This is a genomic window from Streptomyces odontotermitis (assembly GCF_050510915.1).
Classification (GTDB): domain Bacteria; phylum Actinomycetota; class Actinomycetes; order Streptomycetales; family Streptomycetaceae; genus Streptomyces.
Map to the genome: position 1 here is coordinate 408173 of NZ_JBNJLS010000001.1, position 25014 is coordinate 433186.

The window sequence follows — 25014 nt, forward strand, 5'->3', positions numbered from 1 at the left end:
ACGTACGACAATGGGGGGACGGTCATGAGTGGTCGCGCGCGACTGGCGGTGTGCGCCACCGCGGCCACGCTGATGGCGTCGAGCGCGCTGCTGCCGCTCGTCGATCCGGCGACGTGGTTCATCCAGGCGGCGATCCTGCTCGCGATACAGAGCGGCGTGGGCGCCCTGGCCCGGCGGATGCCGCTGGCCCGGCCGGTCACCGTGGTGGTGCAGGCCGTGGTCACGCTGCTGCTCCTGACGCTGGTGTTCGCCCGCGAGCAGGCACTCGCCGGGATCATTCCGGGGCCCGAGACGTTCCGCCGGTTCGGCGAACTCCTTGACGCGGGCGGGAACGACGTGGCGCAGTTCGCGATCCCGGCGCCGCTGAGCGACGGCATCCGGCTGATGCTGGTCGGCGGCGTGCTGGTGATCGGGCTCGCGGTGGACGCCCTCGCGGTGACGTTCCGTACGGCGGCCCCGGCCGGGCTTCCGCTGCTCGCGCTGTACTCGGTCGCGGCGGGGCTCTCCGGCGACGGGGCCGGGTGGCTGTGGTTCCTGCTCGCGGCCGCCGGGTATCTGCTGCTGCTCCTGGCCGAGGGGCGCGACCGGCTCTCGCAGTGGGGGCGGGTCTTCGGGGGCGCCGCGCGCGCTCCGGGGCGGATCGCGGGCGGGCTCGAGTCACAGGGCGGCGGGGCGATCGCGCCCGTACGCACCGGGCGGCGCATCGGCGCGCTCGCACTCGGCATCGCCCTGGTGGTGCCGCTCGCCCTCCCCGCCCTGGACGGCGGGCTCCTGGACGGCAGCGGCGGTCCCGGGGCCGGGGGCCGCGGCGGAGGCGGCACGATCTCGGCGGTGAACCCGCTGGTCGCCCTCCAGGACAGCCTGAACCAGCCGGAGGACCGCCAGGTCATCTCGTACCGCACGAACGCCAAGCAGACCGACGGCCTGTATCTGCGGATCGTCTCCCTCGACCAGTTCGACGGCACGACCTGGAAGACGACCGTCCGGAAGATCACCGACGTCCCCTCCCCCATCCCGGACCCGAAGGGGCTCTCCCCCGACGTCCGCAGGACCGAGGTGCAGACGAACATCTCGGCGGCCGACGACTACGCGCAGAACTGGCTGCCCATGCCGTACCCGGCCAGCCGCGTCGACATCAGCGGACGCTGGCGGTACGAGCCGGTGGGCCGCGCCGTCGTCGGCGACCGGGGCCAGACCACGCGGGGCGCCCAGTACAAGGTCGGCAGCCTGGTGGTGGAGCCGACGGCGCAGCAGCTGGCGGCGGCCGGTGAGCCGCCGACGGACCTGAAGCGCGAGTTCACCAAGGTCCCCGACGAGCTGCCCGCGGTGGTGGAGACCACGGCCCGCAAGGTCACCAAGGGGGCGGCGAACCACTACGAGGAGGCGGTCAAGCTCCAGGAGTGGTTCCAGACGGACGGCGGCTTCACCTACGACACGCAGGTGCGGGCGGGCAGCGGTCCGGCCGCGATCGCCCGCTTCCTCGAGCAGCGCGAGGGCTTCTGCGTCCACTTCTCCTTCGCGATGGCGTCGATGGCGCGGACCCTGGGCATCCCCGCCCGGGTCGCGGTGGGCTTCACCCCGGGCACCCCGAGGGCGGACGGCAGCATGTCGGTCGGGCTGCGGGACGCGCACGCGTGGCCCGAGCTCTACTTCGAGGGCGTGGGCTGGACCCGCTTCGAGCCGACCCCGAGCCGGGGCACGCCGCCGGACTACAGCAGCCCGGACACCCCGTCCGACGGGCCGAGCGCCCCGGCCGCCCCGGAGCCCACGCAGTCGGCGGCACCGTCCGACGGCCCCTCGGCCTCGGACAGCTGCCCGCCGGAGATGAAGCGGCAGGGCGGCTGCGCCAGCGAGGCCCCGCAGGCCGTGGTCGGCTCGGGCGACGACGGCCCGCCGACCGGACTGATCCTGGGCATCGCCCTGGGGGCCCTGGCGGTGCTCGGGCTGCCGTTGCTGCCGCTGCTGTGGCGGACACGCGTACGGGCGAGGCGCCTGGGCGCACCGGGCCGCAGCGAGGCGGACGCGGCGGCGCGGACGCTCGCCGCCTGGCTCGAAGTCACCGACACGGCGTGGGACTACGGCATCGCGCCCGACGAGTCGCAGACGCCGCGCAAGGCCGCGGCCCGCATCGTGCGGGTCGGCCGCCTCGGGAACACGGCCGCGGAGTCCGTGCACCGGATGGCCGCCGCGGTGGAGCAGGTCCTGTACGCGCCCCGGCCGCACCCGGCGCCGGGCCTCGCCGACGACGCACTCCGGGTGCGCGACGGCCTGCGCGCCTCCGCGAACCGGCGCACCCAGCTGCGGGCAACGCTGTGGCCGCGTTCGGCCGCCCGGGTGGTGTGGGCGCTCTCGGACCGCTGGTCGCGGACCAGGACGCGCTGGTCGGAGCGGCTGAGCAAGCGGTGGGCCGCGGTGGTGCGGCGGCCCTCGCGGCAGGAGGGCTGAGCCCCTGCGCCTCCGGGCGCAGGGGCCTGCTCCCCGAGACATGTGTGAGGGGTGACCACTCGAAAGTGGTCACCCCTCACACATGTCTGTGTCGTCTGTCTGTGTCGTCTGTCTGTGTCGTCTGTCTGCGTCGTCGCGCGGCCGCTCTGGGCAGGACGTGCAGCGGGTCTTCAGCTGGCCTGCCGAGCTACTCGGCTACTGCCCCTGCTCGTCGCGACGGCGCTGCCAGCGCTGCTCGATCCGATCCATCATGGAGCGACGCTGCCTGCTCTGGCGGCGGGTGCTCTGGGTGCCCGGCACCGCCTGGGCCTGGCCCGTCGGCTGCTCACCCGGCTTCGGCGCCTTGCGCCATCCGGTGACGGCGAGCACCGCACAGCCCAGCATGACGAGGAAACCCACCACGCTGATCCAGATCTGCTGCGCGACCATTCCGGCCATGAGGAGCGCGATACCCACCAGGAAGCCCGCGACCGCTTGGTAGACCCGCTTCCGGGTGTACGTGCGCAGCCCGCTTCCCTCAAGCGCTGTCGCGAACTTGGGATCTTCGGCGTACAGCGCTCGCTCCATTTGCTCGAGCATGCGCTGCTCGTGCTCCGAGAGCGGCACGGAGTCCTCCTCATCGTGCAGTCGCCGGGGCGACCGGGGGTCCCTTTCAGGATAGGCAGGGAATCGCCCCCGTGAAACCCGCCCCTCTGCGCCAACTTCGCCAAACCGGACCATCACTCCGCACCGGTCAGCTGAAGCGTGCATTCCCCAGCGCCCGATCCGTCATGCCGAACCGTGTGCCTCGATCATACGGCGCGAGTAGCCCGTTCGGGGGGCCTGTGGCGTACTCCATCTGCCGCTGCGCCGCTGATCAGCGAACCGGAATCAGTCCGTGGCCGACTTTCGCCCTTCTCCGAGGACGTGCAGCTGGGTGGCGACGGAATGGAAGGACGGCAGCTCCGCGGCGGCGGCTTCCAGGTTGAGCAGTGCTTCCATCGCGCCCGGTTCGGTGTCCACCAGGACGCCCGGTACGAGATCGGCGAAGACCCGCACACCGTGGACCGCGCCCACGCGCAGGCCCGCCGACCCGACCAGGTCGGTCAACTGCTCGGCGGTGAAGCGGCGCGGCATCGGGTCGTTCTCGCCCCAGCGCCCGGCCGGGTCGGTGAGCGCCTCCTTGGCCTCCTTGAAGTGGCCGGCGAGCGCCCTGGCCAGCACAGCGCCGCCGAGGCCCGCGGCGAGCAGGCTGAGGACGCCGTCGGGACGGAGCGCGCCGACGGCGTTGCCCAGGGCCTCGGCCGGGTCGTCCACGTACTCCAGGACGCCGTGGCACAGGACCGCGTCGTAGCCGCCGCGCTCGACGACGTCGAAGAGGCCGTGCGCATCGCCCTGGACGCCGCGCACGCGGTCGGCGACCCCGGCCTCGGCAGCGCGGCGCTCCAGGGCGAACAGCGCGTTCGGGCTGGGGTCGACGACGGTGACGCGGTGGCCGAGGCCGGCGACGGGCACCGCGAAGTTGCCGCTGCCGCCGCCGGTGTCGAGCACGTCGAGCGGCTCCCTGCCGGTGGCCTTGACCCGGCGGTCGAGGGCGTCCTTCAGAACCTCCCAGACCACGGCGGTACGGAGCGCAGCGCGGGGGCGGGCGGGACCGGAGCGCAGCGACGACGTTGGGTCCGACACAGCAGTTGACTCCTCGGCGCTGGGGTTTCGACGCTCCCACCCTATTGCCTCGCACGGAGTACCCCGCCACGGCCCGCGTACGGCGGTGCGCCCGGTGTTCAGCCCGCGTCCGGCGCCTCCTGGTCCACCGCTTCCCCGCCGCGGGGCTGGGGCAGCACCGGCTGCAGGACCAGCATGCGCTCGACGATGCGCAGGAACATCGCGACGTCGCGCAGCAGGTCGTCGGCGTCGCGGACGGTCGCGGCGCCCTGGATGCCCGCTTCGGCGCGGGCCCTGCGCGGGGCGCCGGCGGCGAACAGGGCGCTCCACTCGGTCAGTTCGGGTGCTATCTCGGGGAGGACTTCCCAGGCGCTGCGGATGCGCTGCCTGCGGCGGGGCGTGGTCTCGGGGCGGCCGCGGGCGGCGAGCACGGCGGCGGCGGTGCGCAGGGCGGCGAGGTGGGCCGTGGCATAGCGCTCGTTCGGAGTGTCCAGGCGGGCGGCCTCGTCGATTCCGGCGCGGGCCTGGGCGAGCAGTTCGAGGGCGGCGGGGGGTGCGGTGGCGCGGCGCAGGACGGGGTGGACGTCGCTCGCCGGGCCGGTCAGTGAGGGGGCAGGGCCGACGGCGCGGTGCCGGCGTGCGGCTGCTGCGGAACTACTGGCCATGACGAACCTCCTGTCGTCTGGTGACGGCGCAGTGGCCGTATGTGCTCATCGTGAAGCACGCCACTGACAATCGGCCCTGACCTGGGGCTTTGCTTCGAACTGCGGTTCCCGATAGCTTTTGCACTGACCAGTCAGTTCAAAAGCCGGTTCCGAGGGGGGACTTGTGGACGGTCCGCAGGGAGCTGCCGTCAGCGCCGAGGACTTCGGGCTCAAGGGGCCGCGGGGGTGGGCGTTCCGCGGCATCGGATTCACCGCCGAGCCCGGATCACTGATCGCGCTCGAGGGGCCCTCGGGCTCGGGCCGCACCTGCCTGCTGCTCGCGCTCACCGGCCGCATGCGCGCCACCGAAGGGCGGGCGTCCGTCGGCCGACTACGGCTGCCGAAGCAGCTGGCCGCCGTCCGCCGCGTCAGCGGGCTCGGCCCGGTGCCGGGCGTCACCGACCTCGACCCGGCGCTGACCGTCGGCGAGCACCTGCGCGAACGGGCGCTCCTGGAGCGGCGGTTCGGCGGCTCCCTGCGGGACCTGCTGCGGCCGCGCGCCGAGCGGACGGCCGAGGCCCGGCTGCGCGTCGACACCGCCCTGACCGCCGCCGGGCTCGACATGGAGACCCTGCCCAAGGGTCGGCGCACCGCCGTGCGCGACCTGGAGCGGCTCGAGGCGCTGCGGCTCTCCGTGGCCCTCGCCCTCATCGGGCGCCCCCGCCTCCTGGGCGTGGACGACACCGACCTCAAGCTCTCGGACACCGAACGGGCCGAAGCCTGGGGCCTGTTGAGGTCCCTCGCGGAGAGCGGGACGACCGTCGTGGCGGTGTGCAGCGAGGCGCCCGAGGGGGCGGTCGTCGTGTCCACCGCGCCCCGGACCACCGACAGCGGCACCGGCACCGATCCCGGCGGGGCCCGCGAAGCCGACGCGACCGACGACAACGACAAGGAGACGGCGGATGCGCTCGCCGAAGCTGGCCGCGCTTGAGCTCAGGCGGTTCGGCAGGGGGAAGCTGCCGCGCGCGGCGCTGGTCGCTCTCCTGCTGCTGCCGCTGCTCTACGGTGCGCTCTACCTGTGGTCGTTCTGGGACCCGTACGGCCGTCTCGACCGGATCCCCGTCGCGCTCGTCAACGACGACAAGGGAGCCACCGCCGCGGGCAAGAAGGTCGCCGTCGGCGACGGCATCGTCGAAGGGCTGCGCGACAGCAAGACCTTCGACTGGCACGAGGTGAGCTCGGCCGAGGCCCGTAAGGGCATCGAGGACGGCACGTACTACCTGTCGCTGACCATGCCGTCCGACTTCAGCAAGCGCGTCGCGTCGAGTTCGGGGGACTCTCCGGAGACGGGCGCCCTGCAGGTGCGGACGAACGACGCCAACAACTACATCGTCGGGCAGATCTCCCGGACGGTCTTCTCCGAGGTGCGCTCGGCGGCCTCCACGAAGGCGTCGCGTTCCTTCCTCGACAAGATCTTCATCAACTTCTCCGACCTCCACGGCGCCACCAAGAAGGCGGCCGACGGAGCCGACAAGCTCGAAGGCGGCATCGGCAAGGCGAAGAAGGGCTCCAAGCAGCTCGCCGACGGTCTGAAGGACGCAAAGGACGGCAGCGGCAAGCTGGCCGGGGGCATCAAGAAGCTCCACACGGGCGCGGGCGACCTGGAGGACGGCTCGAAGCGGGTCGCCGACGGCACCCAGTCCCTCGCCGACAAGGTCAACGGGGTCGCCGCCGACGTGCGGCCCTACCTCAAGGACAACGGCAAGACGATCGGCGACTCGGCGCAGCTCGTCGCCGACTCCTCCAAGGCCGTCCGCCACAACCTGAAGCTGTGGGTCAAGCTCGCTCCCGGCGCGGCCGCCGACTCCAAGTCCAACGCCGAGAAGATGAGCGGCATCTACAAGGACCTCTGCGAGACACCCGTGGTGCCCGACCCGCACTGCCCGCTCCTGAAGAAGGCCAAGGAGACCACCGACGACGTCGCGACGATCGCCGGGGACCTCGACACCCTGGTCCAGGACCAGAACGGCGACATCGGAGAGCTCGACAAGAACCTCGCCGCCCTGGAGAAGAAGGCCAAGGCGCTGGCCGACCGCTCCCCGCGCCTGGACGAGGACCTGGAGACGACCGTCTCCAAGATCAACGAGCTGAACAAGGGCGCGGGCAAGGTCGCCAAGGGCGCCAAGAAGCTGCACACCGGGCTGGCCACCGCCAAGACCGGCTCCACCGACCTGGACACGGGCGTCGGCAAGCTGGAGACGGGCGCGAACGACCTCAACGGAGGGATGTTCAAGCTGGTCGACGGCTCCGGGAAGCTGTCCGGCGGACTGCACGACGGCGTCAAGAAGATCCCCGATTACGACAAGAAGGACCGCGACCAGCGCACGGGCGTCATGGCCGACCCGGTGCAGCTCGCCTCCCAGTCGCTGCACAAGGCGCCCAACTACGGCACCGGCTTCGCCCCGTACTTCATCCCGCTCTCCCTGTGGGTGGGCGCGATGGTGGCCTACATGCTGATCCAGCCGCTCAACCGGCGCGCTCTCGCCGCGGGCGCCTCCGCGTGGCGCATCGCGCTCGCCGGGTGGCTGCCGGTGGCCGCCGTGGGGGTCCTCCAGGTGGCCGCGCTGATGTCGGTGCTGCACTGGGGACTGGGGCTCGAGATGACGCGGGCGGCCGGGACCATCGGCTTCCTGTGCCTGGTGACGTGCTGCTTCGCTGCGATCGTGCAGTGGCTCAACGCGCGCTTCGGGGCGGCGGGGCGGATCCTCGTCCTGGCCGTGCTGATGCTGCAGCTGACGTCGGCGGGCGGCACCTATCCGGTGCAGACCAGCCCGAAGTTCTTCAGCGCGATCCACCCCTACCTGCCGATGAGTTACATCGTCGAGGCGCTGCGCAGGCTCATCACCGGGGGCGGCCTCGGGCCCGTCTGGCAGGCGTGCGCCGTCCTCACCGCCTTCACCGCGGGAGCCCTCGCGCTCACCGCGCTCTCCGCCCGGCGCAAGCAGGTGTGGACCCTGGACCGACTGCACCCGGAGCTGAGCCTGTGACCGGAGCCCCGAAAGCGCCTGTGACAATCAGGGCCATGGACAGCAGCGCAACCGCCGGCAGCACCCGGCGCGAGGCCACCCGGCAGAAGCTCTACGAAGCCGCCGTCACCCTCATCGCGGAGCAGGGGTTCTCCGCCACCACGGTCGACGAGATCGCGGAGCGGGCCGGGGTCGCGAAGGGAACCGTCTACTACAACTTCGCGAGCAAATCGGTCCTCTTCGAAGAGCTGCTGCGACACGGAGTCGGGCTGCTCACCACCTCCTTGAAGGAAGCGGCGGCGAGAACGGCCGAGAGCGGCGGCAGCAAGGTCGACGCCCTGGACGCGATGATCCGGGCGGGGCTCGTCTTCATCGACCGCTATCCGGCCTTCACGCAGCTGTACGTCGCGGAGCTGTGGCGCACCAACCGCGCCTGGCAGTCCACCCTCATGGTGGTACGGCAGGAAGCCGTCGCCGTGGTGGAGGACGTGCTGCGCGGCGGCGTCGAGAACGGCGAGCTGAGCGAGGAGATCGACATCCCCCTGACGGCGGCCGCGCTCGTCGGGATGGTTCTGGTCGCCGCCCTCGACTGGCAGGCGTTCCAGCCCGAGCGCTCGCTCGACGACGTGCACTCCGCGCTGTCGCGGCTGCTTCAGGGGCGAGTGAGCGGCACGCGCGCGTAGCCGCGATCGCCTCCATGAAAGAAGGCGCCGATCCGGTGAACCCGATCTCTCGGGCCCGCCCGGACCGGCGCCTTCCCCATGGTCCCCCTCGGGTTTCCCCGAAGTCCCCCGTTCGGCCCCCGGTGGTGGTCGTCCCCCGAGTCACCCCCGTGGCTCGCTCCCGCCATAGGACGTACGGCGGGAGGAGCGGCCAAGGGCGCTGCACCGTTCCGCCGCCCCGTGTCGGCGGTGCCGGTGCCGCGCCCCTTTCCGTGCTCTCACTCTTCCGTCTGCGCAGGTGGGACCCATCCGCGCGCGTACTCATCTCACTCACTAGGTACGAGTACTCAGGCGTGGGTGCTCATCCCCAGGCCGGACCGGCCCGGACTGGTTACGATCACGTCCGTGTCCGTACTCCCCCTGGTCTTCACCAGCGGCTGGGCAAGCGGGATCAACGCGTACGCGGTGGTCCTGCTGCTCGGTGTCTTCGGCGCGACCGGGGTCTCCGACGAGGTGCCCGAAGCCCTGCAGCGGCCCGATGTGCTGATCGCCGCCGGGGTGCTCTTCGCGTGCGAGGCCGTCGCCGACAAGATCCCTTACGTGGACTCGGTGTGGGACGCGGCCCACACGGTGATCCGGCCGGTGTCGGGTGCCGTGGTGGGCGCGCTGCTCGCGGGACAGAGCGGCTCGCTCTCGGATCTCGCCGCGGGCGCCGTGGGCGGCTCGACGGCGCTGGCCAGCCATGCGGTCAAGGCCGGGACGCGGATGGCGGTCAACACCTCGCCGGAGCCGTTCAGCAACTTCGTGCTGAGCACCGCCGAGGACCTCGGGGTCGGCGGGATCGTCAGCTTCGCGATGTTCCACCCGGAGGCCGCGGCGATCATCGCGGGCGTTCTGCTGCTCCTCGGGCTCCTGCTGCTGGTCTTCCTGGTGTCGCGGATCCGGCGGTTCCTGCGGCGCCGGGCGCAGCGGCGCGAGGAGAAGCGGCTCGCGGCGAGCGTGGGACGGCCACCGGACTGACCGGCGGACAGCCCGGCCCGCCCGGCGGGGCTGTCAGTGGGGGCCGATACAGTCCCTGACATGGCACGGATTGTGGTGATCGGCTCCGGGATGGGCGCGATGGCGGCCGCGGCCCGGCTGGCCGTCGCGGGCCACCGGGTGGTGGTGCACGAGCGCGCGGAGACGTTCGGCGGAGCGGTCGGCCGCGTCGAGCGCGCCGGGTTCCGCTTCGACACGGGCCCCGCCCTGCTCCAACTCCCCGCGGTCTACCGCGACTTGTTCGTGAAGACGGGCAAGGAGCCCCTGGAGAAGTGCGTCGAGCTGACCCAGGTGGAGCCCGCCGTGCGTCACGTCTTCGGGGACGGCACGGCCGTCGACCTGCCGAACGCCTCCCGGGCGGGCGTGGGCGAGGCGCTCGACGCGGCCCTCGGAGCGGGCGCGGGCGCCCGCTGGTCGGCGTTCATGGACCGCGCGCGGGAGGCATGGGACCGCACCCGCCGTCCCTTCCTGGAGGAGCCCCTCTGGCCGAACTGGCAGGTGCTGGCCGACCGCGAGCCCTACCCCTCAGTCCCCCGGAAGCGGCTGCTGCGCCGCGAGCGACGGGCCGCCACCCTCGGCGAGGTCGCCGAGTGGGAGCTGGGCGGGGACAACCGCCTGCGCGCCCTCCTCGAGCAGTACGCGCTCGCGTACGGCCTCGATCCGCGCACCACTCCCGCGAGCGCCGCCGTCCTGCCGTACATGGAGCAGACCTTCGGCACCTGGTCCGTGCGCGGCGGCACCCGCGCTCTCGCCGAGGCCGTGTACGAGCGCTGTCTGGCCCGGCGGGTGGAGTTCGCGTTCGGCTCCCCGGTCACCCGGATCGTGGAGAAGGACGGCCGCGCGGCGGGCGTCGAGCTCGCGGACTCCCGCTTCGTGGAGGCGGACTTCGTCGTCGCCGGAGTCGCCCCCGGTGTGCTCGCCGGGCTGCTGCCCGGGGCCGGCGCACGGCCGGAGGGTGAGGTGCCCGCCCAGAGCCCGCGCACCAGCCGCCTCTCCGTCCTGCTCGCCCTGCGCGGCCCCCGCCCCGAGGGCACCCCGCAGCGGGCGGTGCTCCACACCGCCGACCGCGAGGGCGAGTTGGACCAGCTGTTCGGCCTGCGGCCGTCGGTCCCCGCGGAGCCCACGGTCGAGGTGCTGCGCCCGGAGGACCCGACGCGCACGCCGGACGCGGACCACGAAGCGGTGACGCTCACGGCCACGGTGCCCGCGGGCGCCCCGGTCACGGAGGCCGACGCGGACCGGCTCGTCGCGCGCGCGGAGGCCGTGCTGCCCGGTCTGCGCGAGCGGCTGCTGTGGCGCGAGGTGCGCACGCCCACCGACATCGAGGCGGCCACCGGCGCCGAGGGTGGCGCGATCCCTGCCCCGGCGCTCGCCGCGGCGGGCGGGCGGCTGCTCCACCCGGCCAACGGCACGCGCGTGCCGGGGCTCTTCGCGGTCGGCGGCTGGGCGCACCCGGGAGGCGGGCTTCCGCACGCGGGCATGTCGGGCGCGCTGGTCGCCGGGTTGATCGTGGAGGGGCCGGAGTTCCGCGGCTCGCAGTGAGGGCTGGTCGCCTGAGACCGAGGCGGCCGGTCAACCGGTACCGGGTCAGTACCGGTACAGCTGGCCTACCGGGTCGGTCCCAGTGCTGCTGGGCTGCCGGTCAGTACCGGTACTGCTCGTTGTAGCCCACGTCGTGAGCGTTGCTGCCGTACGGCGTCCCGTGCCCGTCCGTCCCCGTGCCGTTCTGGTACGGGTAGGGCTGCTCCGGCGGGAGTTCGCCGCCGTAGGTGTCCTCGCCGGTGCGCTGCTGGGGGACCCAGACGCCGCCGGGCGGGGTCTCGCTGTGGCCCGCTCCCCCGTAGCCGTCGCCGTAGGGGGCGTACTGCTGCTGGTCGCCGTAGGTGTCGAAGGACGGCTGGGCGCTGTAGCCCTGCGTCCCGATGTAGGGGTCGGAGTACGCGGCGTACTGCTGCTGGCCCGGCGCGTCATAGCCGAACTGCTGCTGGTCATAGCCCGCGTACGGGTCCTCGTAGCCGTTGCCGTAGGCGCCGACCGGGGCGGCCGGGGCCGAGTACGAGGCGTCGGCGTAGACGCCGTACTGGCCGGTGTCTTCGGGCATCGGCTGCGGTTCGAAGACGGTGTTCGGGTCGTGGGCCGGGGGGCCCTCCGGGAGGGGCGGCGTCTCGTACTCGAGATCGGAGACCTCCAGCGTCGGGTCCGCCGTCGGCGCTCCCCGGCCACCCTGCCGGCGCCGCTTGCTGAGACCGGGGGCGCCGCCGAGGGCCCAGCCCGTGGAGAAGCCGCGGCGGAACGACAGCGTCACGTACGTCTGTCCGGTGGCGAACGCGATCGCGCCGATCGCGATGACCACCACCGACGGCATCAGCACGCCGATGACCACGCCGAGGAAGCCGACGAAGGCGAGCAGACGCCACCGAAGGCGCGCCTTGTACTGCAGCAGCACCTCGCCCAGCAGCCACAGCGCGACGAATCCGAACGCGATGTAGAGGACCGTCCAGCCCATGTACGCCCCTCTCCCCTACGGCCGCCGCCCCGTGCGTGGATACGGCCGGTCAGGCCCGCTGGTGGTGCAGGCCCAGGTTCTCGTAGATTTCCAGCGTCGCCGTGGAGTTGTTGAGCGTGATGAAGTGCAGCCCCGGCACACCCTCGGCCAGCAGCCGCGCGCAGAACTCCGTCGCGAACTCGATGCCAATGGAGCGTACAGCGGCCGGATCGTCTTTGGCTGTGAGGATGCGCTCTTTCAGCTCGGGCGGGAACGACGCGTTGCTGAGCTGCGGCAGTCGTTCGAGCTGGCGCACGTTGGTCACCGGCATCAGTTCCGGGATGATCGGGGTGTCACAGCCCGCGGCCGCCACCCGGTCGCGCAGGCGCAGATATTCCTCGGGATGGAAGAACATCTGCGTGATCGCGTAGTCGGCGCCGGCCCGGCACTTGTCGACGAAGTGCCGCACGTCGGTGTCCCAGTCGGCCGACCTGGGGTGCATGGCGGGGAAGGCCGCGACGCCGACGCAGAAGTCGCCGGATTCCTTGATCAGTTCGACGAGTTCGGCCGCGTACGTGAGTCCCTGGGGGTGCGCGACCCACTCGCCCATCGGGTCGCCCGGCGGGTCTCCGCGCACGGCGAGCATGTTCCGGATCCCCGCGTCGGCGTACTGGCCGATGATGTTGCGCAGCTCGGCAACGGAGTGTTCGACGGCGGTGATGTGGGCAACCGGTGTGAGCGTCGTGTCGGCGACGATCTGCTGGGTCTCCTTGACGGTGCCCGCGCGCGTGGAGCCACCGGCCCCGTACGTGACAGAGACGAAGTCGGGCGTGACGGCCTCGACCCGGCGCAGCGCGTTCCACAGGTTGCGCTCGCCCTTGGGGGTTTTCGGCGCGGAGAACTCGAACGAGTACGTCGTGTTGCCGGTCGCGAGCATGTCCCGCACGGTGCGGGCGCGATCAGTCCAGGTGGAAGCGGTGCCAAAGGCCATACCGGCAGGTTACTGACAGATTCCGGCCGCCCCTAATCCCCGTCCACCTTGCGGACAGGCGTGCGACCCTTCCCGGCCAGCACATTCACGGTCCGTTCAGATCGGGCGGGGGTGGCAGACCGCGCGCGGGTCCGGTCGCGCTCAGATCGCGCGCAGGCGCTTCGCGAACTCCGCGGCCGCGGCGCCCGGGTCGTCCGCCTCCGTGATGGCGCGCACCACGACGACGCGACGGGCGCCCGCTTCGACGACCTCGTCCAGGTTGCCCGCGTCGATGCCGCCGATCGCGAACCAGGGGCGGTCCGTGCCCAGGGACGCCGTGTAGCGGACCAGGTCGAGCCCCGGGGCGTGCCGCCCCGGCTTGGTGGGCGTCGGCCAGCAGGGGCCGGTGCAGAAGTAGTCCACGCCCTCCTGGACGGCGGCCGCGGCGGCCTCGGACTCGGCGTGCGTGGAGCGGCCGACGAGGACGTCGTCGCCGGTGGCGCCGAGGATGGCGCGGGCCGCGGGGACGGGCAGGTCGCCCTGGCCCAGGTGCAGCACGTCGGCGCCGATCGCGTGGGCGACGTCCGCGCGGTCGTTCACCGCGAGGAGCTTGCCGTGGCGGCGGGCGGCGTCCGCGAAGACCTGGAGGTGCTCCAGTTCCTCGGCGGCCTCCATGCCCTTGTCGCGCAGCTGCACGATGTCGACGCCGCCCGCAAGGACGGCATCGAGGAACTCGGGGAGGTCGCCCTGGCGCTTGCGCGCGTCCACGCACAGGTAGAGCCGGGCGTCGGCGAGCCGTGCGGCCGCGGGCTTGGTGGCCATGGTGAGTCCCCCCGTTGGTTCGGTACGTACGTGGCGTACGGGCCGGGCTTCCTCGGGGAAGCAAGACCCGTACGCCGGGCGGTTCGTTCAGGTCAGACGGCGAGCGCCTGAGCGCGGCGCTTCACCTCCGTGCCGCGATTCTCGCTCAGGGCCTGCGCGGGGGTGCCGGGCAGGGTCGGGTCGGGGGTGAAGAGCCACTCCAGGGCCTCTTCGTCGGTGAAACCGTCGTCCCGCAGGAGCGTCAGGGTGCCGACGAGGCCCTTGACGACCTTGTCGCCGTCGATGAAGGCGGCCGGCACCTGGAGCGTGCGGTTCTCTCCACGGCGTACGGCGATCAGCTGGCCCTCCTTGACCAGCTGCCGCACGCGCGTCACCTCGACGTCGAGCATCTCCGCGATGTCGGGGAGGTGCAGCCAGGCGGGGACGAGAGCATCGGTCTTTGCGTCAATCTCGGTCACGGGATCAAGCCTGCCATCTCCTGGCGGAGGGCGGAACCGGGGAGGGGGCGCCCGGACATTTCGGGTGCCCCTCCCCGGGGCGGTGGGGGTTGCTCGCGCAGTTCCCCGCGCGCCTGTAGGGCGCCCTTCAGAGCACGGCCTTCTTCAGCGGCACCGATGGGTCTGCCGTCAGGTTCCGGTCAAGGCGGGCCGCCTGTTCGATCAGCTTTCTGCCCTGGGCCAGGTCCCGGGGGCGGCCCACCGTGAGCACCGCCGCCAGGGTGCCCTCGCGGAGCCAGCAGACCGTCCAGGCCAGGCCCGTCGGGTCGCCGCGCCAGATCAGTTCGTCGGCGGTGGCGTGGTGGCCCGCGTACTGGACGAAGCGGCCGAACTGCTCGGACCAGAAGTACGGCACCGGGTCGTACGCCGCCGGGGTCTCGCCGATGATGTTGGCCGCCACCGTGCGCGGGCCCTGGAGGGCGTTGTCCCAGTGGTGGACGAGCAGGCGCTCTCCGTAGCGGCCCGACGGGAAGGACGCGCAGTCGCCGACCGCGTAGACGTCGGGCTCCGAGGTGCGCAGGTGGTCGTCGGTGACGATCTCGCGGTGGGCGCCGAGCTCGATGCCGGAGTCGGCGAGCCAGTCCGTGGCGGGGCGGGCGCCGATGCCGACGACGACGGCGCCCGCGGGCAGCCGAGTCCCGTCGTCGAGGATCACGGCGCCCTCCTCGACGCGCTCCACGCGCGTGTGGGTGCGCAGCACCGCTCCGGAGGCCGCGTACCAGTCCGCCATGGGCGCCGCGACCTCGGCGGGCAGCGCCCCGGCGAGCGGCCGGTCGGCGGCCTCGACGACGGTGACCGCACAGCCCGCCTCGCGCGCGGCGGTGGCGAACTCGGCGCCGATCCAACCCGCCCCGACGACCACGATGTCGTGCTGCTCGGCGAGGACCGGACGCAGCCGCTCGGCGTCGTCGAGGGTGCGCAGCAGGTGGACGCCGGGGACCGCGGCGGCGTGCGGCAGCTGGATGGGTTCGGCGCCGGTGGCGATGACGAGGACGTCGTACGGGACCGGGCCCGCCGCCGTGTCCAGCTCATGGTCCGCGGGGCGCACCCCGGTGACCGTGCGGCCGAGGCCCACCTCGATCCCGAGGGCCTCGAAGTCGACGTCGAAGGCCGAGCCCTCGGCCTTGCCGAGCAGCACGGCCTTGGAGAGCGGCGGCCGGTCGTACGGCTGGTGGGGCTCCGCCCCGATCAGCGTGACCGCACCGGCGAAACCCTGTTCGCGCAGGGCCACGGCGGTCTGCACACCGGCCATGCCCGCGCCTACGACGACGACCCTCTGCTGCTCGCTCACCCGATCACTGTAGGACGGCCGCCGACGCCGCATTCAGAGCCGGGGGACGAGATCTCTGACACACCGTCACTGTCCGCCGTCGACCGGCTCCCCTTACTGCCGTCGGGGCCGACGGGCTAGGGTGGCCCGTGCAGAGCACTCGCGGGAGCCCGGGCGCAACGGGCTGAGAGGGAGGCTGAAGCGGCCTCCGACCGTACGAACCTGATCCGGGTCATGCCGGCGAAGGGAGGGGCTGGACGCCCATGCATTCACGTATGACACCGCGTACGGCGGAGGTCGGCGGACCGCCGCGTACGACAGCGGACGTCCTCGTCGTCGGGGGCGGCATCATCGGTCTGGTCACGGCCTGGCGGGCGGCGCAGCGCGGGCTCGCCACCGCCGTCGTGGACCCGGCGCCGGGCGGCGGCGCGGCGCAGGTCGCGGCGGGCATGCTGGCCGCGGTCACCGAACTCCACTACGGCGAGCAGACGCTGCTCGGCCTCAACCTCGCCTCCGCCGAGCGCTACCCGGCCTTCGCCGCGGAGCTCACGGAGGCGACCGGGCAGGACCTCGGCTACCGCGCCTGCGGCACCCTCGCCGTCGCGCTCGACGCCGACGACCGCGCCCATCTGCGCGAACTCCACGCCCTGCAGCGCCAGTCGGGGCTCACATCGGAGTGGCTGACCGGCCGCGAGTGCCGCCGCCTCGAACCGATGCTCGCGCCGGGTGTGCGGGGCGGGCTCCGGGTCGACGGCGACCACCAGGTGGACCCGCGCCGACTGGCCGCCGCACTCCTGGTGGCCTGCGAGCGGGCGGGGGTCGTCTTCCACCGCGACTGGGCCGAGCGGCTCTCGGTCGCGGGAGGCCGCGCGACGGGCGTGCTCCTCGCGGGCGGCACCGAGCTGAGCGGGGGCGTCACCGTGCTCGCCGCGGGCAGCCTCAGCGGGCGCCTCGCGGGCGTCCCCGAGGGGGTCCTTCCGCCGGTGCGGCCGGTGAAGGGGCAGGTGCTGCGGCTCACGGTGCCGCGCAGCCACGCGCCGTTCCTGAGCCGCACCGTGCGCGCCGTCGTCCGCGGCAGCCACGTCTACCTGGTGCCGCGCGAGAACGGCGAGCTGGTCGTCGGCGCCACCAGCGAGGAGCTGGGCTGGGACACGACGGTCACCGCGGGCGGCGTCTACGAACTGCTGCGGGACGCCCATGAGCTGGTGCCCGGCATCACGGAGCTGCCGCTCACCGAGACGCGCGCGGGGCTGCGGCCCGGCTCCCCGGACAACGCCCCGCTGCTCGGCCCGACGGCCCTGGACGGGCTGCACCTGGCCACCGGCCACTACCGCAACGGCGTACTGCTCACGCCGATCACGGGCGACGTCATGGCGCACGCCCTGGAGACCGGTGAACTGCCCGCCGAGGCACGCCCGTTCACCCCGCGCCGCTTCGGCGCCCTCTCCCCCGCCACCACCTCGGCCACCCCTCGCCTCTCGGAGCAACTCGCATGACCGTCTCCTCAGTGACCCTGACCGTCTCCGTCAACGGAGAGGCGCGCGACATCGCCGCGGGCACCACGCTCGACACCGTGGTCGCCGCCCTCTCCACCGCCCCGTCCGGCGTCGCCGCCGCCCTCAACGAAACCGTCGTCCCGCGCGCGGAGTGGCCCGCCGCGACCCTGTCTGACGGCGACCGCATCGAGATCCTCACCGCCGTGCAGGGAGGCTGACGCACCATGGCAGACGACCCCTTCGTCATCGGCGGACTCTCCCTCGGCTCGCGCCTGATCATGGGTACGGGCGGTGCGCCCAGCCTCGACGTCCTGGAGCGCTCCCTCGTGGCGTCCGGCACGGAGCTGACGACCGTCGCGATGCGGCGCCTGGACCCTGGCGTGCAGGGCTCGGTGCTCTCCGTCCTGGACCGGCTCGGCATCCGCGTGCTGCCCAACACCGCGGGCTGTTTCACCGCCGGCGAGGCCGTCCTGACCGCCCGCCTCGCGCGCGAGGCCCTCGGCACGGACCTGGTCAAGCTGGAGGTCATCGCCGACGAGCGCACCCTGCTGCCCGACCCGATCGAGCTCCTGGACGCGGCGGAGACCCTCGTCGACGACGGCTTCACGGTCCTCCCGTACACCAATGACGACCCCGTCCTCGCGCGCAAGCTCCAGGACGTGGGGTGCGCGGCGATCATGCCGCTCGGCTCCCCCATCGGCTCCGGGCTCGGCATCCGCAACCCGCACAACTTCCAGCTGATCGTGGAGCACGCGCGCGTGCCGGTGATCCTGGACGCGGGCGCGGGCACGGCGTCGGACGCGACGCTCGCCATGGAGCTGGGGTGCGCGGGCGTGATGCTGGCGTCCGCGGTGACCCGGGCCCAGGAACCCGTACTGATGGCGGAGGCGATGCGGCACGGGGTGGAGGCGGGGCGGCTCGCACACCGGGCCGGGCGGATCCCGCGGCGGCACTTCGCCGAGGCGTCGTCGCCGAGCGAGGGCATGGCCCGGCTCGACCCGGAGCGCCCTGCGTTCTGACCCGCCCCGGAGCGAGCGGCGTTGCGAGGCGCGCGGCGGCCCGCCCGCGCCCCTCGCAACCGTTACAGCTCGGCTGCAGTCCGGCCCCGAGGGTGCCCGGGCGGGGAACGGTGTCCGAGGTGGCTCGTAGACTCCCCTGCGTGGACACGACCCTTCAGGACCCCCTCGTCGGGCAGGTGCTCGACGGCCGGTACCGCATCGACGGACGGATCGCGGTCGGCGGGATGGCCACGGTCTACCGGGCCGTGGACACCCGCCTCGACCGCGAGCTCGCGCTCAAGGTGATGCACCCCTCGCTCGCCTCGGACGCCTCGTTCGTCGAGCGCTTCATCCGCGAGGCCAAGTCGGTGGCCCGGCTCTCGCACCCCAATGTGGTCGGGGTCTTCGACCAGGGCACGGACGGCGCGTACGTGTATCTGGCCATGGAGTACATCGCCGGGTGCACCCTGCGCGACGTGCTGCGCGAGCGCCAGGCGCTGCAGCCGCGCGCCGCCCTCGACATCCTGGAGCCGGTGCTCGCCGCGCTCGGCGCCGCGCACCGCGCCGGGTTCGTGCACCGCGACATGAAGCCGGAGAACGTCCTCATAGGGGACGACGGCCGGGTCAAGGTCGCCGACTTCGGTCTCGTACGGGCGGTGGACACCGTCACGAACACCACGGGCACCGTCCTCGGCACCGTCTCCTACCTCGCCCCCGAGCAGATCGAGTACGGCACCGCGGACACCCGGGTCGACGTGTACGCGTGCGGGGTCGTCCTCTACGAGATGCTGACCGGCGCCAAGCCGCACTCCGGCGAATCCCCCGCCCAGGTCCTCTACCAGCACCTGAACGAGGACGTGCCGCCCCCGTCCGCCGCCGTCCCCGGGCTCGCCTTCGAGCTCGACGAACTCGTCGCGTCCGCCACCGCGCGCACGCCCGACGTCCGTCCGTACGACGCGGTGGCGCTGCTCGCCCAGGTCCGTGCGGCCCGGGCGGCGCTGACCGACGAGCAGCTGGACGCCGTGCCGCCGCAGGCGAGCGAGGCGGAGCACGACGGCGCCGAGGACCGCACGACCGTGATCCCGCGCGCGGCCCGCTCCGTCCAGCTGCCGCTGCCCACGGAGCCCCCCGCCTCCGGCGAGGAGGAGCTCAACCGCACCAGCGTGCTGCGCACCCCGCCGCCCGGCCCGCCCGCGGCCCCGGCCACCCGTCGCGGCCGGCGTCCAGCGCCGCGCCCGCGCGTCCTCGTGGTGATAGCCGCCGTGCTGCTCGCACTCGGCATCGGCGTGGGCGTCTGGTACATCAACTCCGGCCAGTTCACGAAGGTCCCGCCGGTCCTGGCGAAGACCGAGGCCGAGGCGAAGAAGCGGCTCTCGGAGGCCGGGCTCGACGTGGGGAGCGTCAAGCGGGCCTACAGCGACACCGACAAGCGGGGCACGGTGATGGCCAGCGACCCCAAGGCGGGCGCGCGCATCCGCAAGAACGACAACGTGACGCTGACCATCTCGCTCGGCCCCGAGACCGTGAAGGTCCCCGAGCTCAAGAACAAGCCGCTGGCCGACGCGAAGGCGAAGCTGGCGGACGTGGGGCTCGGCGCGGGCATGGTCACGAAGGCGTTCAGCGAGGAGATCCCGCAGGGCTCCGTGATCAGCTCGGACCCGGACGCCGGGCAGACCCGCAGGGCGGGCACGGCGGTGCGTCTCGTCGTCAGCAAGGGCAGCCCGATCGAGGTCCCGGACGTGACGGGCGAGTCCGAGGCGGACGCGCGGGCCGACCTGGAGGAGGCCGGGCTCGACGTCGTGATCGCTCCGGATCGGATCAACTCCGAGGAGGACAAGGGCGCCGTCGCCAAGCAGTCCCCGGAGGAGGGCAAGGAGCTCGCCAAGGGCGACAAGGTCACGCTGACACTCTCCAAGGGCCCGGAGATGATCGAGGTCCCGGACGTCGAGGGCATGAAGGTCGACGAGGCCAAGGACAAGCTGGAGGGCGCGGGCTTCGACGTGGACGAGGACCGGGGGCTGCTCGGCCTCTTCGGCGACACCGTGAAGGACCAGTCGGTGGACGCCGGTGACACGGCTCCCAAGGGCTCGACGATCACGATCAAGATCAGGTAGTACGGACCGGCCAGGTCAGGCCGGGTGGTACGGGCCGGCCAGGCCAGGTCGGGTGGTACGGACCGGCCAGGCCAGGCCGTACGGGCTGGGCAGGACCGAGCAGTTCGGGCCCGGCGGACCGGGCGGTGAGGGGCACTCGAAAGGGTGCCCCTCACCCATGCCACCCTTGAGCCCGTGAGCAGCGACAAGTCCCCCAACTCCATGCCCCGCAACCCCGTCGGCGGCCATGTCCCCGTGGCCGGCGGGCTCGCCTCCGTCGGCCTCTCGTACGCCCGTGAGCTCGGCGCCGAGACCGTCCAGGTCTTCGTCGCCAACCCGCGCGGCTGGGCCACCCCGCCCGGGAACCCGAAGCAGGACGAGGAGTTCCGCGCCGCCTGTGCCGCCGAGCGGATCCCCGCGTACGTGCACGCGCCGTACCTCATCAACTTCGGCTCGCACACCGAGGCGACGGTCGAGAAGTCCGTGGAGTCCCTGCGCCACTCGCTGCGCCGGGGCCGGGAGATCGGGGCGCTCGGCGTCGTCGTGCACACCGGCTCGGCGACCGGCGGCCGGGAGCGGGCCACCGCCCTGGCCCAGGTGCGCGAGCGCATGCTGCCGCTCCTGGACGAGCTGACCCACGACGACGACCCGTACCTCCTGCTGGAGTCGACCGCGGGCCAGGGCTCCTCGCTCTGCTCGCGGACCTGGGACTTCGGGCCGTACTTCGAGGCATTGGACGCGCATCCGAAGCTCGGGGTCTGCCTCGACACCTGCCACATCTTCGCGGCGGGCCACGACCTGACCGGCCCCGACGGCATGCGCCAGACCCTCGACCTGCTGGTGGAGACGGTCGGTCCGGGCCGGCTGAAGCTGGTGCACGCCAATGACTCCAAGGACGTGGTCGGCGCCCACAAGGACCGCCACGAGAACATCGGCACCGGCCACATCGGGGCCGCCCCCTTCCGCGAGCTGATGGCCCACCCCGCCACCGAGGGCGTACCGCTGGTCATCGAGACGCCCGGCGGCAAGGAGGGGCACGCGGCGGACGTGGCACGCCTGAAGGACCTGAGGGGATCTGCCTGAGGGACCTGCCTGAGTCGGCGCCGGGCTCTCGACAGCCCTTGAGGAATACCCCCAGGGGGTATACGGTTCTTGCCATCGGCAGGAACCGTTATCCGACGTTGGGGGCTCTCATGCAGCACGACACTCACTCCGAGCACGCGCACCACGCTCACCACGAGGGGCATGACGGCCACGCGGGCCACGCTCACCACGGGGCACACGAGGGACACGGGGGACACGAAGGGCACGCGCACAGTGGGCACGGCGCCGCCGGCAAGGTCAGCTGGCGCATGGCCGCGCAGGCCACCCTCCACTGCCTCACGGGGTGCGCCATCGGCGAGGTCCTCGGCATGATCATCGGCACCGCCCTGGGCTGGGGGAACATGCCGACGATGGTCCTGGCCATCGTGCTGGCCTTCTTCTTCGGCTACTCGCTCACGCTGCGCGGCGTCCTCAAGGCGGGCGTCGACTTCAAGACCGCGTTCCGGGTGGCGCTCGCCGCGGACACCCTGTCGATCGCGGTCATGGAGATCATCGACAACGGCGTGATCGCGCTGTGGCCGAACGCCATGGACGCGCACCTCGACGACCTGCTGTTCTGGGGCGCCCTGGCCGCCTCACTGGTGATCGCCTTCTTCCTCACCACACCGGTCAACAAGTGGATGATCGGCCGCGGCAAGGGCCACGCGGTGGTGCACCAGTACCACCACTGAGCGGGACAGCGGGGCCGGCGGATCAGGAACTCAGAGCTCGGGGCCGTCCCCGGGCTCTTCCTGGTACGAGTAGCGCTGCTCCCGCCAGGGGTCGCCGATGTTGTGGTAGCCGCGCTCCTCCCAGAAGCCGCGGCGGTCGGCCGTCATGTACTCGATGCCGCGGACCCACTTGGGGCCCTTCCAGGCGTACAGATGCGGGACGACGAGCCGGAGCGGGAAGCCGTGCTCCGCGGTGAGGAGTTCACCGCCCTTGTGGGTGGCGAAGATGGTGCGCTCGGAGTCGAAGTCGGACATCCGCAGGTTCGAGCTGAAGCCGTACTCGGCCCAGACCATCACATGCGTCACGTTCGCCGCGGGCGGGGCGAGTTCCAGGAGGGCGCGGGCGGGGACGCCGCCCCACTCGGCGCCGAGCATGCTGAACTTGGTGACGCAGTGCAGATCGGCGACGACCGTGGCGTGCGGGAGGGCCGAGAACTCCTCGTGCGTCCAGCAGTGCTTCTCGCCGTCGGCCGTCGCGCCGAAGACCCTGAACTCCCAGCGCTCGGGGCGGAACTTCGGCACCGGGCCGTAGTGCGTGACCGGCCAGCCGCGCTGCAGTCGCTGTCCCGGCGGAAGGTCCTGCTCCACTGCTCTCCGAGATTCACGATCCACCGGCTGACCCATGTCTCCATCGTGACAGACCCCGGGCAGTGGTCGTGACCACGAGGCCCGCGCACCAAAGAGATCAATAAGATTCGGGCAACTCCTACTAAGCGTGCACTTACTGGACGGCTTCCGAAGGGCGGTGCAAGGATGCGCGGAACCTGCCAGTCAACCGCTTGGAAGGAGCCTCTGCGATGCAGGGCGACCCCGAGGTCATCGAGTTTCTCAACGAGCAGCTGACCGCCGAACTGACGGCGATCAATCAGTACTTTCTCCACGCGAAGATGCAGGAAAACTTCGGCTGGACGAAGCTCGCCAAATTCACCCGGTCCGAGTCGATCGACGAGATGAAGCACGCGGAGGTGCTGACCGACCGGATCCTCTTCCTCGAGGGCCTGCCCAATTATCAGCGACTCTTCCATGTGCGGGTCGGTCAGACGGTCACCGAGATGTTCCAGGCGGACCGGCAGATCGAGGTGGAGGCGATCGACCGCCTCAAGCGCGGGATCGAGGTGATGCGCGGCAAGGGCGACATCACGTCGGCGAACATCTTCGAGTCGATCCTCGAGGACGAGGAACACCACATCGACTATCTCGACACCCAGCTCGAACTGGTCGACAAGCTCGGCGAGGCGCTCTACATCGCGCAGTTGATCGAGCAGCCGGAGAGCTGAGCGGGCAGCCGGGCAGGCCCTAGGCGGCGTCCGGCAGCCGGGCGGCCTCGGCGAGCTCGGCCTCCGGGGCCAGCGCGACGACCGGCTCCCCCTGATCGAGCAGCTCCCTGCGGGGGCAGGCGCCCCGGCCGAGCAGCGCCTGGATGCGTCGTACGCACGAACCGCAGTCCGTGCCCGCCTTGCAGGCCGACGCTATCTGGCGGGGGGTGCAGGCACCGTCCTCCGCGTGCTTCTTCACCTGCGCCTCGGTGACACCAAAGCAGTTGCAGACGAACACGCGGTTCACCTCCCCGTCGGGATTGATAGGTCAGGCCGTCCCGACTAATCGGTGAGGCTAACCTAACCTTACCCGGCACCCGCGGGACGCAAAAGCCCCGGATACGCCGGTGGGGCGCGGATCACATGGATCCGCGCCCCACCTGTGCGTATGGCCCCTACTGGTCCCGGTACATCTCCGACACCAGGAACGCCAGGTCGAGGGACTGGCTGCGGTTCAAGCGCGGGTCGCAGGCCGTCTCGTAGCGCTGGTGCAGGTCGTCGACGAAGATCTCGTCGCCGCCGCCCACGCACTCGGTGACGTCGTCACCGGTGAGCTCGACGTGGATGCCGCCGGGGTGCGTGCCGAGGCCCTTGTGGACCTCGAAGAAGCCCTTGACCTCGTCGAGCACGTCGTCGAAGCGGCGGGTCTTGTGGCCCGAGGCCGCCTCGAAGGTGTTGCCGTGCATCGGGTCGGTGACCCAGGCGACGGTGGCACCGGAGGCGGTGACCTTCTCGACCAGCTCGGGCAGCTTGTCGCGGACCTTGTCCGCGCCCATGCGCACGATGAAGGTGAGACGGCCCGGCTCGCGGTCCGGGTCGAGCCGCTCGATGTACTGCAGGGCGTCCTCGGCCGTCGTCGTCGGGCCGAGCTTGATGCCGATCGGGTTGCGGATCTTCGAGGCGAACTCGATGTGCGCGCCGTCCAGTTGACGGGTTCGCTCGCCGATCCAGACCATGTGCCCGGAGACGTCGTAGAGGTTGCCGGTGCGGGAGTCGACCCGGGTCAGGGCCGACTCGTAGTCGAGGAGCAGCGCCTCGTGCGAGGCGTAGAACTCGACGGTCTTGAACTCCTCCGGCTCGGTGCCGCAGGCCCGCATGAAGCTGAGCGCGTTGTCGATCTCGCGCGCGAGCTGCTCGTAGCGCTGGCCCGAGGGAGACGACTTCACGAAGTCCTGGTTCCAGGCGTGCACCTGGCGCAGGTCCGCGTAACCGCCGGTGCTGAAGGCGCGCACCAGGTTCAGCGTCGAGGCGGAGGCGTGGTACATCCGCTTCAGGCGCTCGGGGTCGGGGATCCGGGCTGCCTCGGTGAAGTCGAAGCCGTTGACGGAGTCGCCCCGGTAGGTCGGGAGCGTCACCCCGTCCCGGGTCTCGGTCGGCTTGGAGCGCGGCTTCGAGTACTGACCCGCGATGCGGCCGACCTTCACGACGGGCACCGAGGCCGCGTACGTGAGGACGGCGCCCATCTGGAGCAGGGTCTTCAGCTTGTTGCGGATGTGGTCGGCCGACACGGCGTCGAACGCCTCGGCGCAGTCGCCGCCCTGGAGCAGGAACGCCTCGCCCTTGGCGACGGAGGCCAGCCGGGCGCGCAGCTGATCGCACTCGCCCGCGAAGACGAGCGGCGGATACGACTCGAGCTCCGCGATGACTTCGCGCAGAGCCTCGGCATCGGGGTACTCGGGCTGCTGCGCCGCGGGCAGGTTTCGCCAGGTGTTGCCACTGGCTTCAGTGGTCTTAGCGGTAGCGGTCACCTCCCCAACATTACGGGGCCGTTTCGACCGTCCAGACCACTGCTCA

Annotated in this window: 24 protein-coding genes and 1 riboswitch; of the genes, 13 read left to right on the forward strand and 11 right to left on the reverse strand. The window is 72.2% G+C overall.

Features of this window, described 5'->3' with window-relative positions; all coding sequences use genetic code 11:
* Positions 1–24: 24 nt before the first annotated feature.
* Complete coding sequence (locus ACQB60_RS01915; protein WP_496924023.1) at positions 25–2445, forward strand: transglutaminase TgpA family protein; 2421 nt, start codon at positions 25–27, stop codon at positions 2443–2445.
* Between the two features lie 195 nt (positions 2446–2640).
* Here the strand turns inward: ACQB60_RS01915 and ACQB60_RS01920 are convergent, their stop codons facing one another.
* The 3 genes from ACQB60_RS01920 to ACQB60_RS01930 all read right to left on the reverse strand — a co-directional run bounded on the left by ACQB60_RS01920 (position 2641) and on the right by ACQB60_RS01930 (position 4754).
* Entirely contained in the window at positions 2641–3051 is a 411-nt protein-coding gene (locus ACQB60_RS01920) for an SCO2097 family morphological protein (protein ID WP_384842049.1), read from the reverse strand.
* A gap of 264 nt (positions 3052–3315) precedes the next feature.
* Positions 3316–4110 carry a methyltransferase gene (locus tag ACQB60_RS01925; protein WP_496924024.1) on the reverse strand — a complete coding sequence of 265 codons (795 nt, stop codon included), beginning with the start codon at positions 4108–4110 and terminating at the stop codon, positions 3316–3318.
* A gap of 98 nt (positions 4111–4208) precedes the next feature.
* Positions 4209–4754 (reverse strand): SAV_6107 family HEPN domain-containing protein, encoded by a 546-nt coding sequence (locus tag ACQB60_RS01930; RefSeq protein ID WP_496924025.1) that lies wholly within the window; start codon positions 4752–4754, stop codon positions 4209–4211.
* Positions 4755–4917: 163 nt separating this feature from the next.
* On the opposite strand from ACQB60_RS01930, the gene ACQB60_RS01935 reads away from it, so the two are divergent.
* The 5 genes from ACQB60_RS01935 to ACQB60_RS01955 all read left to right on the forward strand — a co-directional run bounded on the left by ACQB60_RS01935 (position 4918) and on the right by ACQB60_RS01955 (position 11001).
* Positions 4918–5724 (forward strand): ATP-binding cassette domain-containing protein, encoded by an 807-nt coding sequence (locus tag ACQB60_RS01935; protein WP_496924026.1) that lies wholly within the window; start codon positions 4918–4920, stop codon positions 5722–5724.
* Positions 5696–7780, forward strand: a complete 2085-nt coding sequence (locus ACQB60_RS01940) for a YhgE/Pip family protein (RefSeq protein ID WP_496924027.1) — start codon at positions 5696–5698, stop codon at positions 7778–7780. Before ACQB60_RS01935 ends, ACQB60_RS01940 begins: the two co-directional genes overlap by 29 nt.
* A gap of 35 nt (positions 7781–7815) precedes the next feature.
* A complete protein-coding gene (locus ACQB60_RS01945; RefSeq protein ID WP_384842035.1) occupies positions 7816–8442 on the forward strand; it encodes a TetR/AcrR family transcriptional regulator in 627 nt (208 codons plus the stop codon).
* A gap of 384 nt (positions 8443–8826) precedes the next feature.
* Positions 8827–9441 carry a DUF4126 domain-containing protein gene (locus tag ACQB60_RS01950; protein ID WP_496924028.1) on the forward strand — a complete coding sequence of 205 codons (615 nt, stop codon included), beginning with the start codon at positions 8827–8829 and terminating at the stop codon, positions 9439–9441.
* A gap of 60 nt (positions 9442–9501) precedes the next feature.
* Positions 9502–11001 carry a phytoene desaturase family protein gene (locus ACQB60_RS01955; protein WP_496924029.1) on the forward strand — a complete coding sequence of 500 codons (1500 nt, stop codon included), beginning with the start codon at positions 9502–9504 and terminating at the stop codon, positions 10999–11001.
* Positions 11002–11101: 100 nt separating this feature from the next.
* Here ACQB60_RS01955 and ACQB60_RS01960 read toward each other — a convergent pair whose 3' ends face one another.
* The 5 genes from ACQB60_RS01960 to ACQB60_RS01980 all read right to left on the reverse strand — a co-directional run bounded on the left by ACQB60_RS01960 (position 11102) and on the right by ACQB60_RS01980 (position 15557).
* Positions 11102–11965, reverse strand: a complete 864-nt coding sequence (locus tag ACQB60_RS01960) for a hypothetical protein (protein ID WP_496924030.1) — start codon at positions 11963–11965, stop codon at positions 11102–11104.
* A gap of 49 nt (positions 11966–12014) precedes the next feature.
* Positions 12015–12935 (reverse strand): methylenetetrahydrofolate reductase [NAD(P)H], encoded by a 921-nt coding sequence (gene metF, locus ACQB60_RS01965; RefSeq protein WP_496924031.1) that lies wholly within the window; start codon positions 12933–12935, stop codon positions 12015–12017.
* Between the two features lie 141 nt (positions 12936–13076).
* Complete coding sequence (gene thiE, locus ACQB60_RS01970; protein WP_496924032.1) at positions 13077–13736, reverse strand: thiamine phosphate synthase; 660 nt, start codon at positions 13734–13736, stop codon at positions 13077–13079.
* A gap of 92 nt (positions 13737–13828) precedes the next feature.
* Complete coding sequence (locus tag ACQB60_RS01975) at positions 13829–14194, reverse strand: Rv2175c family DNA-binding protein (RefSeq protein ID WP_289951915.1); 366 nt, start codon at positions 14192–14194, stop codon at positions 13829–13831.
* A gap of 127 nt (positions 14195–14321) precedes the next feature.
* Positions 14322–15557 (reverse strand): NAD(P)/FAD-dependent oxidoreductase, encoded by a 1236-nt coding sequence (locus ACQB60_RS01980; RefSeq protein ID WP_496924033.1) that lies wholly within the window; start codon positions 15555–15557, stop codon positions 14322–14324.
* Between the two features lie 98 nt (positions 15558–15655).
* Positions 15656–15769, forward strand: a riboswitch (TPP riboswitch).
* Positions 15770–15778: 9 nt separating this feature from the next.
* Between ACQB60_RS01980 and thiO the strand changes: the two genes are divergently transcribed.
* The 6 genes from thiO (at position 15779) to ACQB60_RS02010 (ending at position 21865) form a co-directional block, all read left to right on the forward strand.
* On the forward strand, positions 15779–16999 hold the full coding sequence (thiO, locus tag ACQB60_RS01985; protein ID WP_496924034.1) for a glycine oxidase ThiO: 1221 nt from the start codon (positions 15779–15781) through the stop codon (positions 16997–16999).
* Positions 17000–17016: 17 nt separating this feature from the next.
* On the forward strand, positions 17017–17217 hold the full coding sequence (gene thiS, locus ACQB60_RS01990; protein ID WP_496924750.1) for a sulfur carrier protein ThiS: 201 nt from the start codon (positions 17017–17019) through the stop codon (positions 17215–17217).
* 6 nt (positions 17218–17223) lie between these two features.
* Entirely contained in the window at positions 17224–18018 is a 795-nt protein-coding gene (locus tag ACQB60_RS01995; protein ID WP_496924035.1) for a thiazole synthase, read from the forward strand.
* Between the two features lie 140 nt (positions 18019–18158).
* Positions 18159–20111: a Stk1 family PASTA domain-containing Ser/Thr kinase gene (gene pknB, locus ACQB60_RS02000; RefSeq protein ID WP_496924036.1), complete on the forward strand. Its 1953-nt coding sequence runs from the start codon at positions 18159–18161 to the stop codon at positions 20109–20111.
* Between the two features lie 201 nt (positions 20112–20312).
* A complete protein-coding gene (locus ACQB60_RS02005) occupies positions 20313–21173 on the forward strand; it encodes a deoxyribonuclease IV (RefSeq protein WP_496924751.1) in 861 nt (286 codons plus the stop codon).
* A 110-nt stretch (positions 21174–21283) separates the two neighbouring features.
* Complete coding sequence (locus ACQB60_RS02010; protein WP_496924037.1) at positions 21284–21865, forward strand: DUF4396 domain-containing protein; 582 nt, start codon at positions 21284–21286, stop codon at positions 21863–21865.
* Between the two features lie 30 nt (positions 21866–21895).
* On the opposite strand, the gene ACQB60_RS02015 is transcribed toward ACQB60_RS02010, so the two are convergent.
* A complete protein-coding gene (locus tag ACQB60_RS02015) occupies positions 21896–22528 on the reverse strand; it encodes a sulfite oxidase-like oxidoreductase (protein WP_496924038.1) in 633 nt (210 codons plus the stop codon).
* Between the two features lie 173 nt (positions 22529–22701).
* On the opposite strand from ACQB60_RS02015, the gene bfr reads away from it, so the two are divergent.
* The gene (gene bfr, locus ACQB60_RS02020; RefSeq protein WP_496924039.1) at positions 22702–23181 is read left to right on the forward strand and encodes a bacterioferritin; all 480 of its coding nucleotides are present in this window, start codon (positions 22702–22704) and stop codon (positions 23179–23181) included.
* A 19-nt stretch (positions 23182–23200) separates the two neighbouring features.
* Here bfr and ACQB60_RS02025 read toward each other — a convergent pair whose 3' ends face one another.
* A complete protein-coding gene (locus ACQB60_RS02025; RefSeq protein ID WP_384841962.1) occupies positions 23201–23467 on the reverse strand; it encodes a (2Fe-2S)-binding protein in 267 nt (88 codons plus the stop codon).
* A gap of 148 nt (positions 23468–23615) precedes the next feature.
* Positions 23616–24968, reverse strand: coding sequence for a class II 3-deoxy-7-phosphoheptulonate synthase (locus ACQB60_RS02030; protein WP_496924040.1), 1353 nt, complete (start codon positions 24966–24968; stop codon positions 23616–23618).
* Positions 24969–25014: the final 46 nt, after the last annotated feature.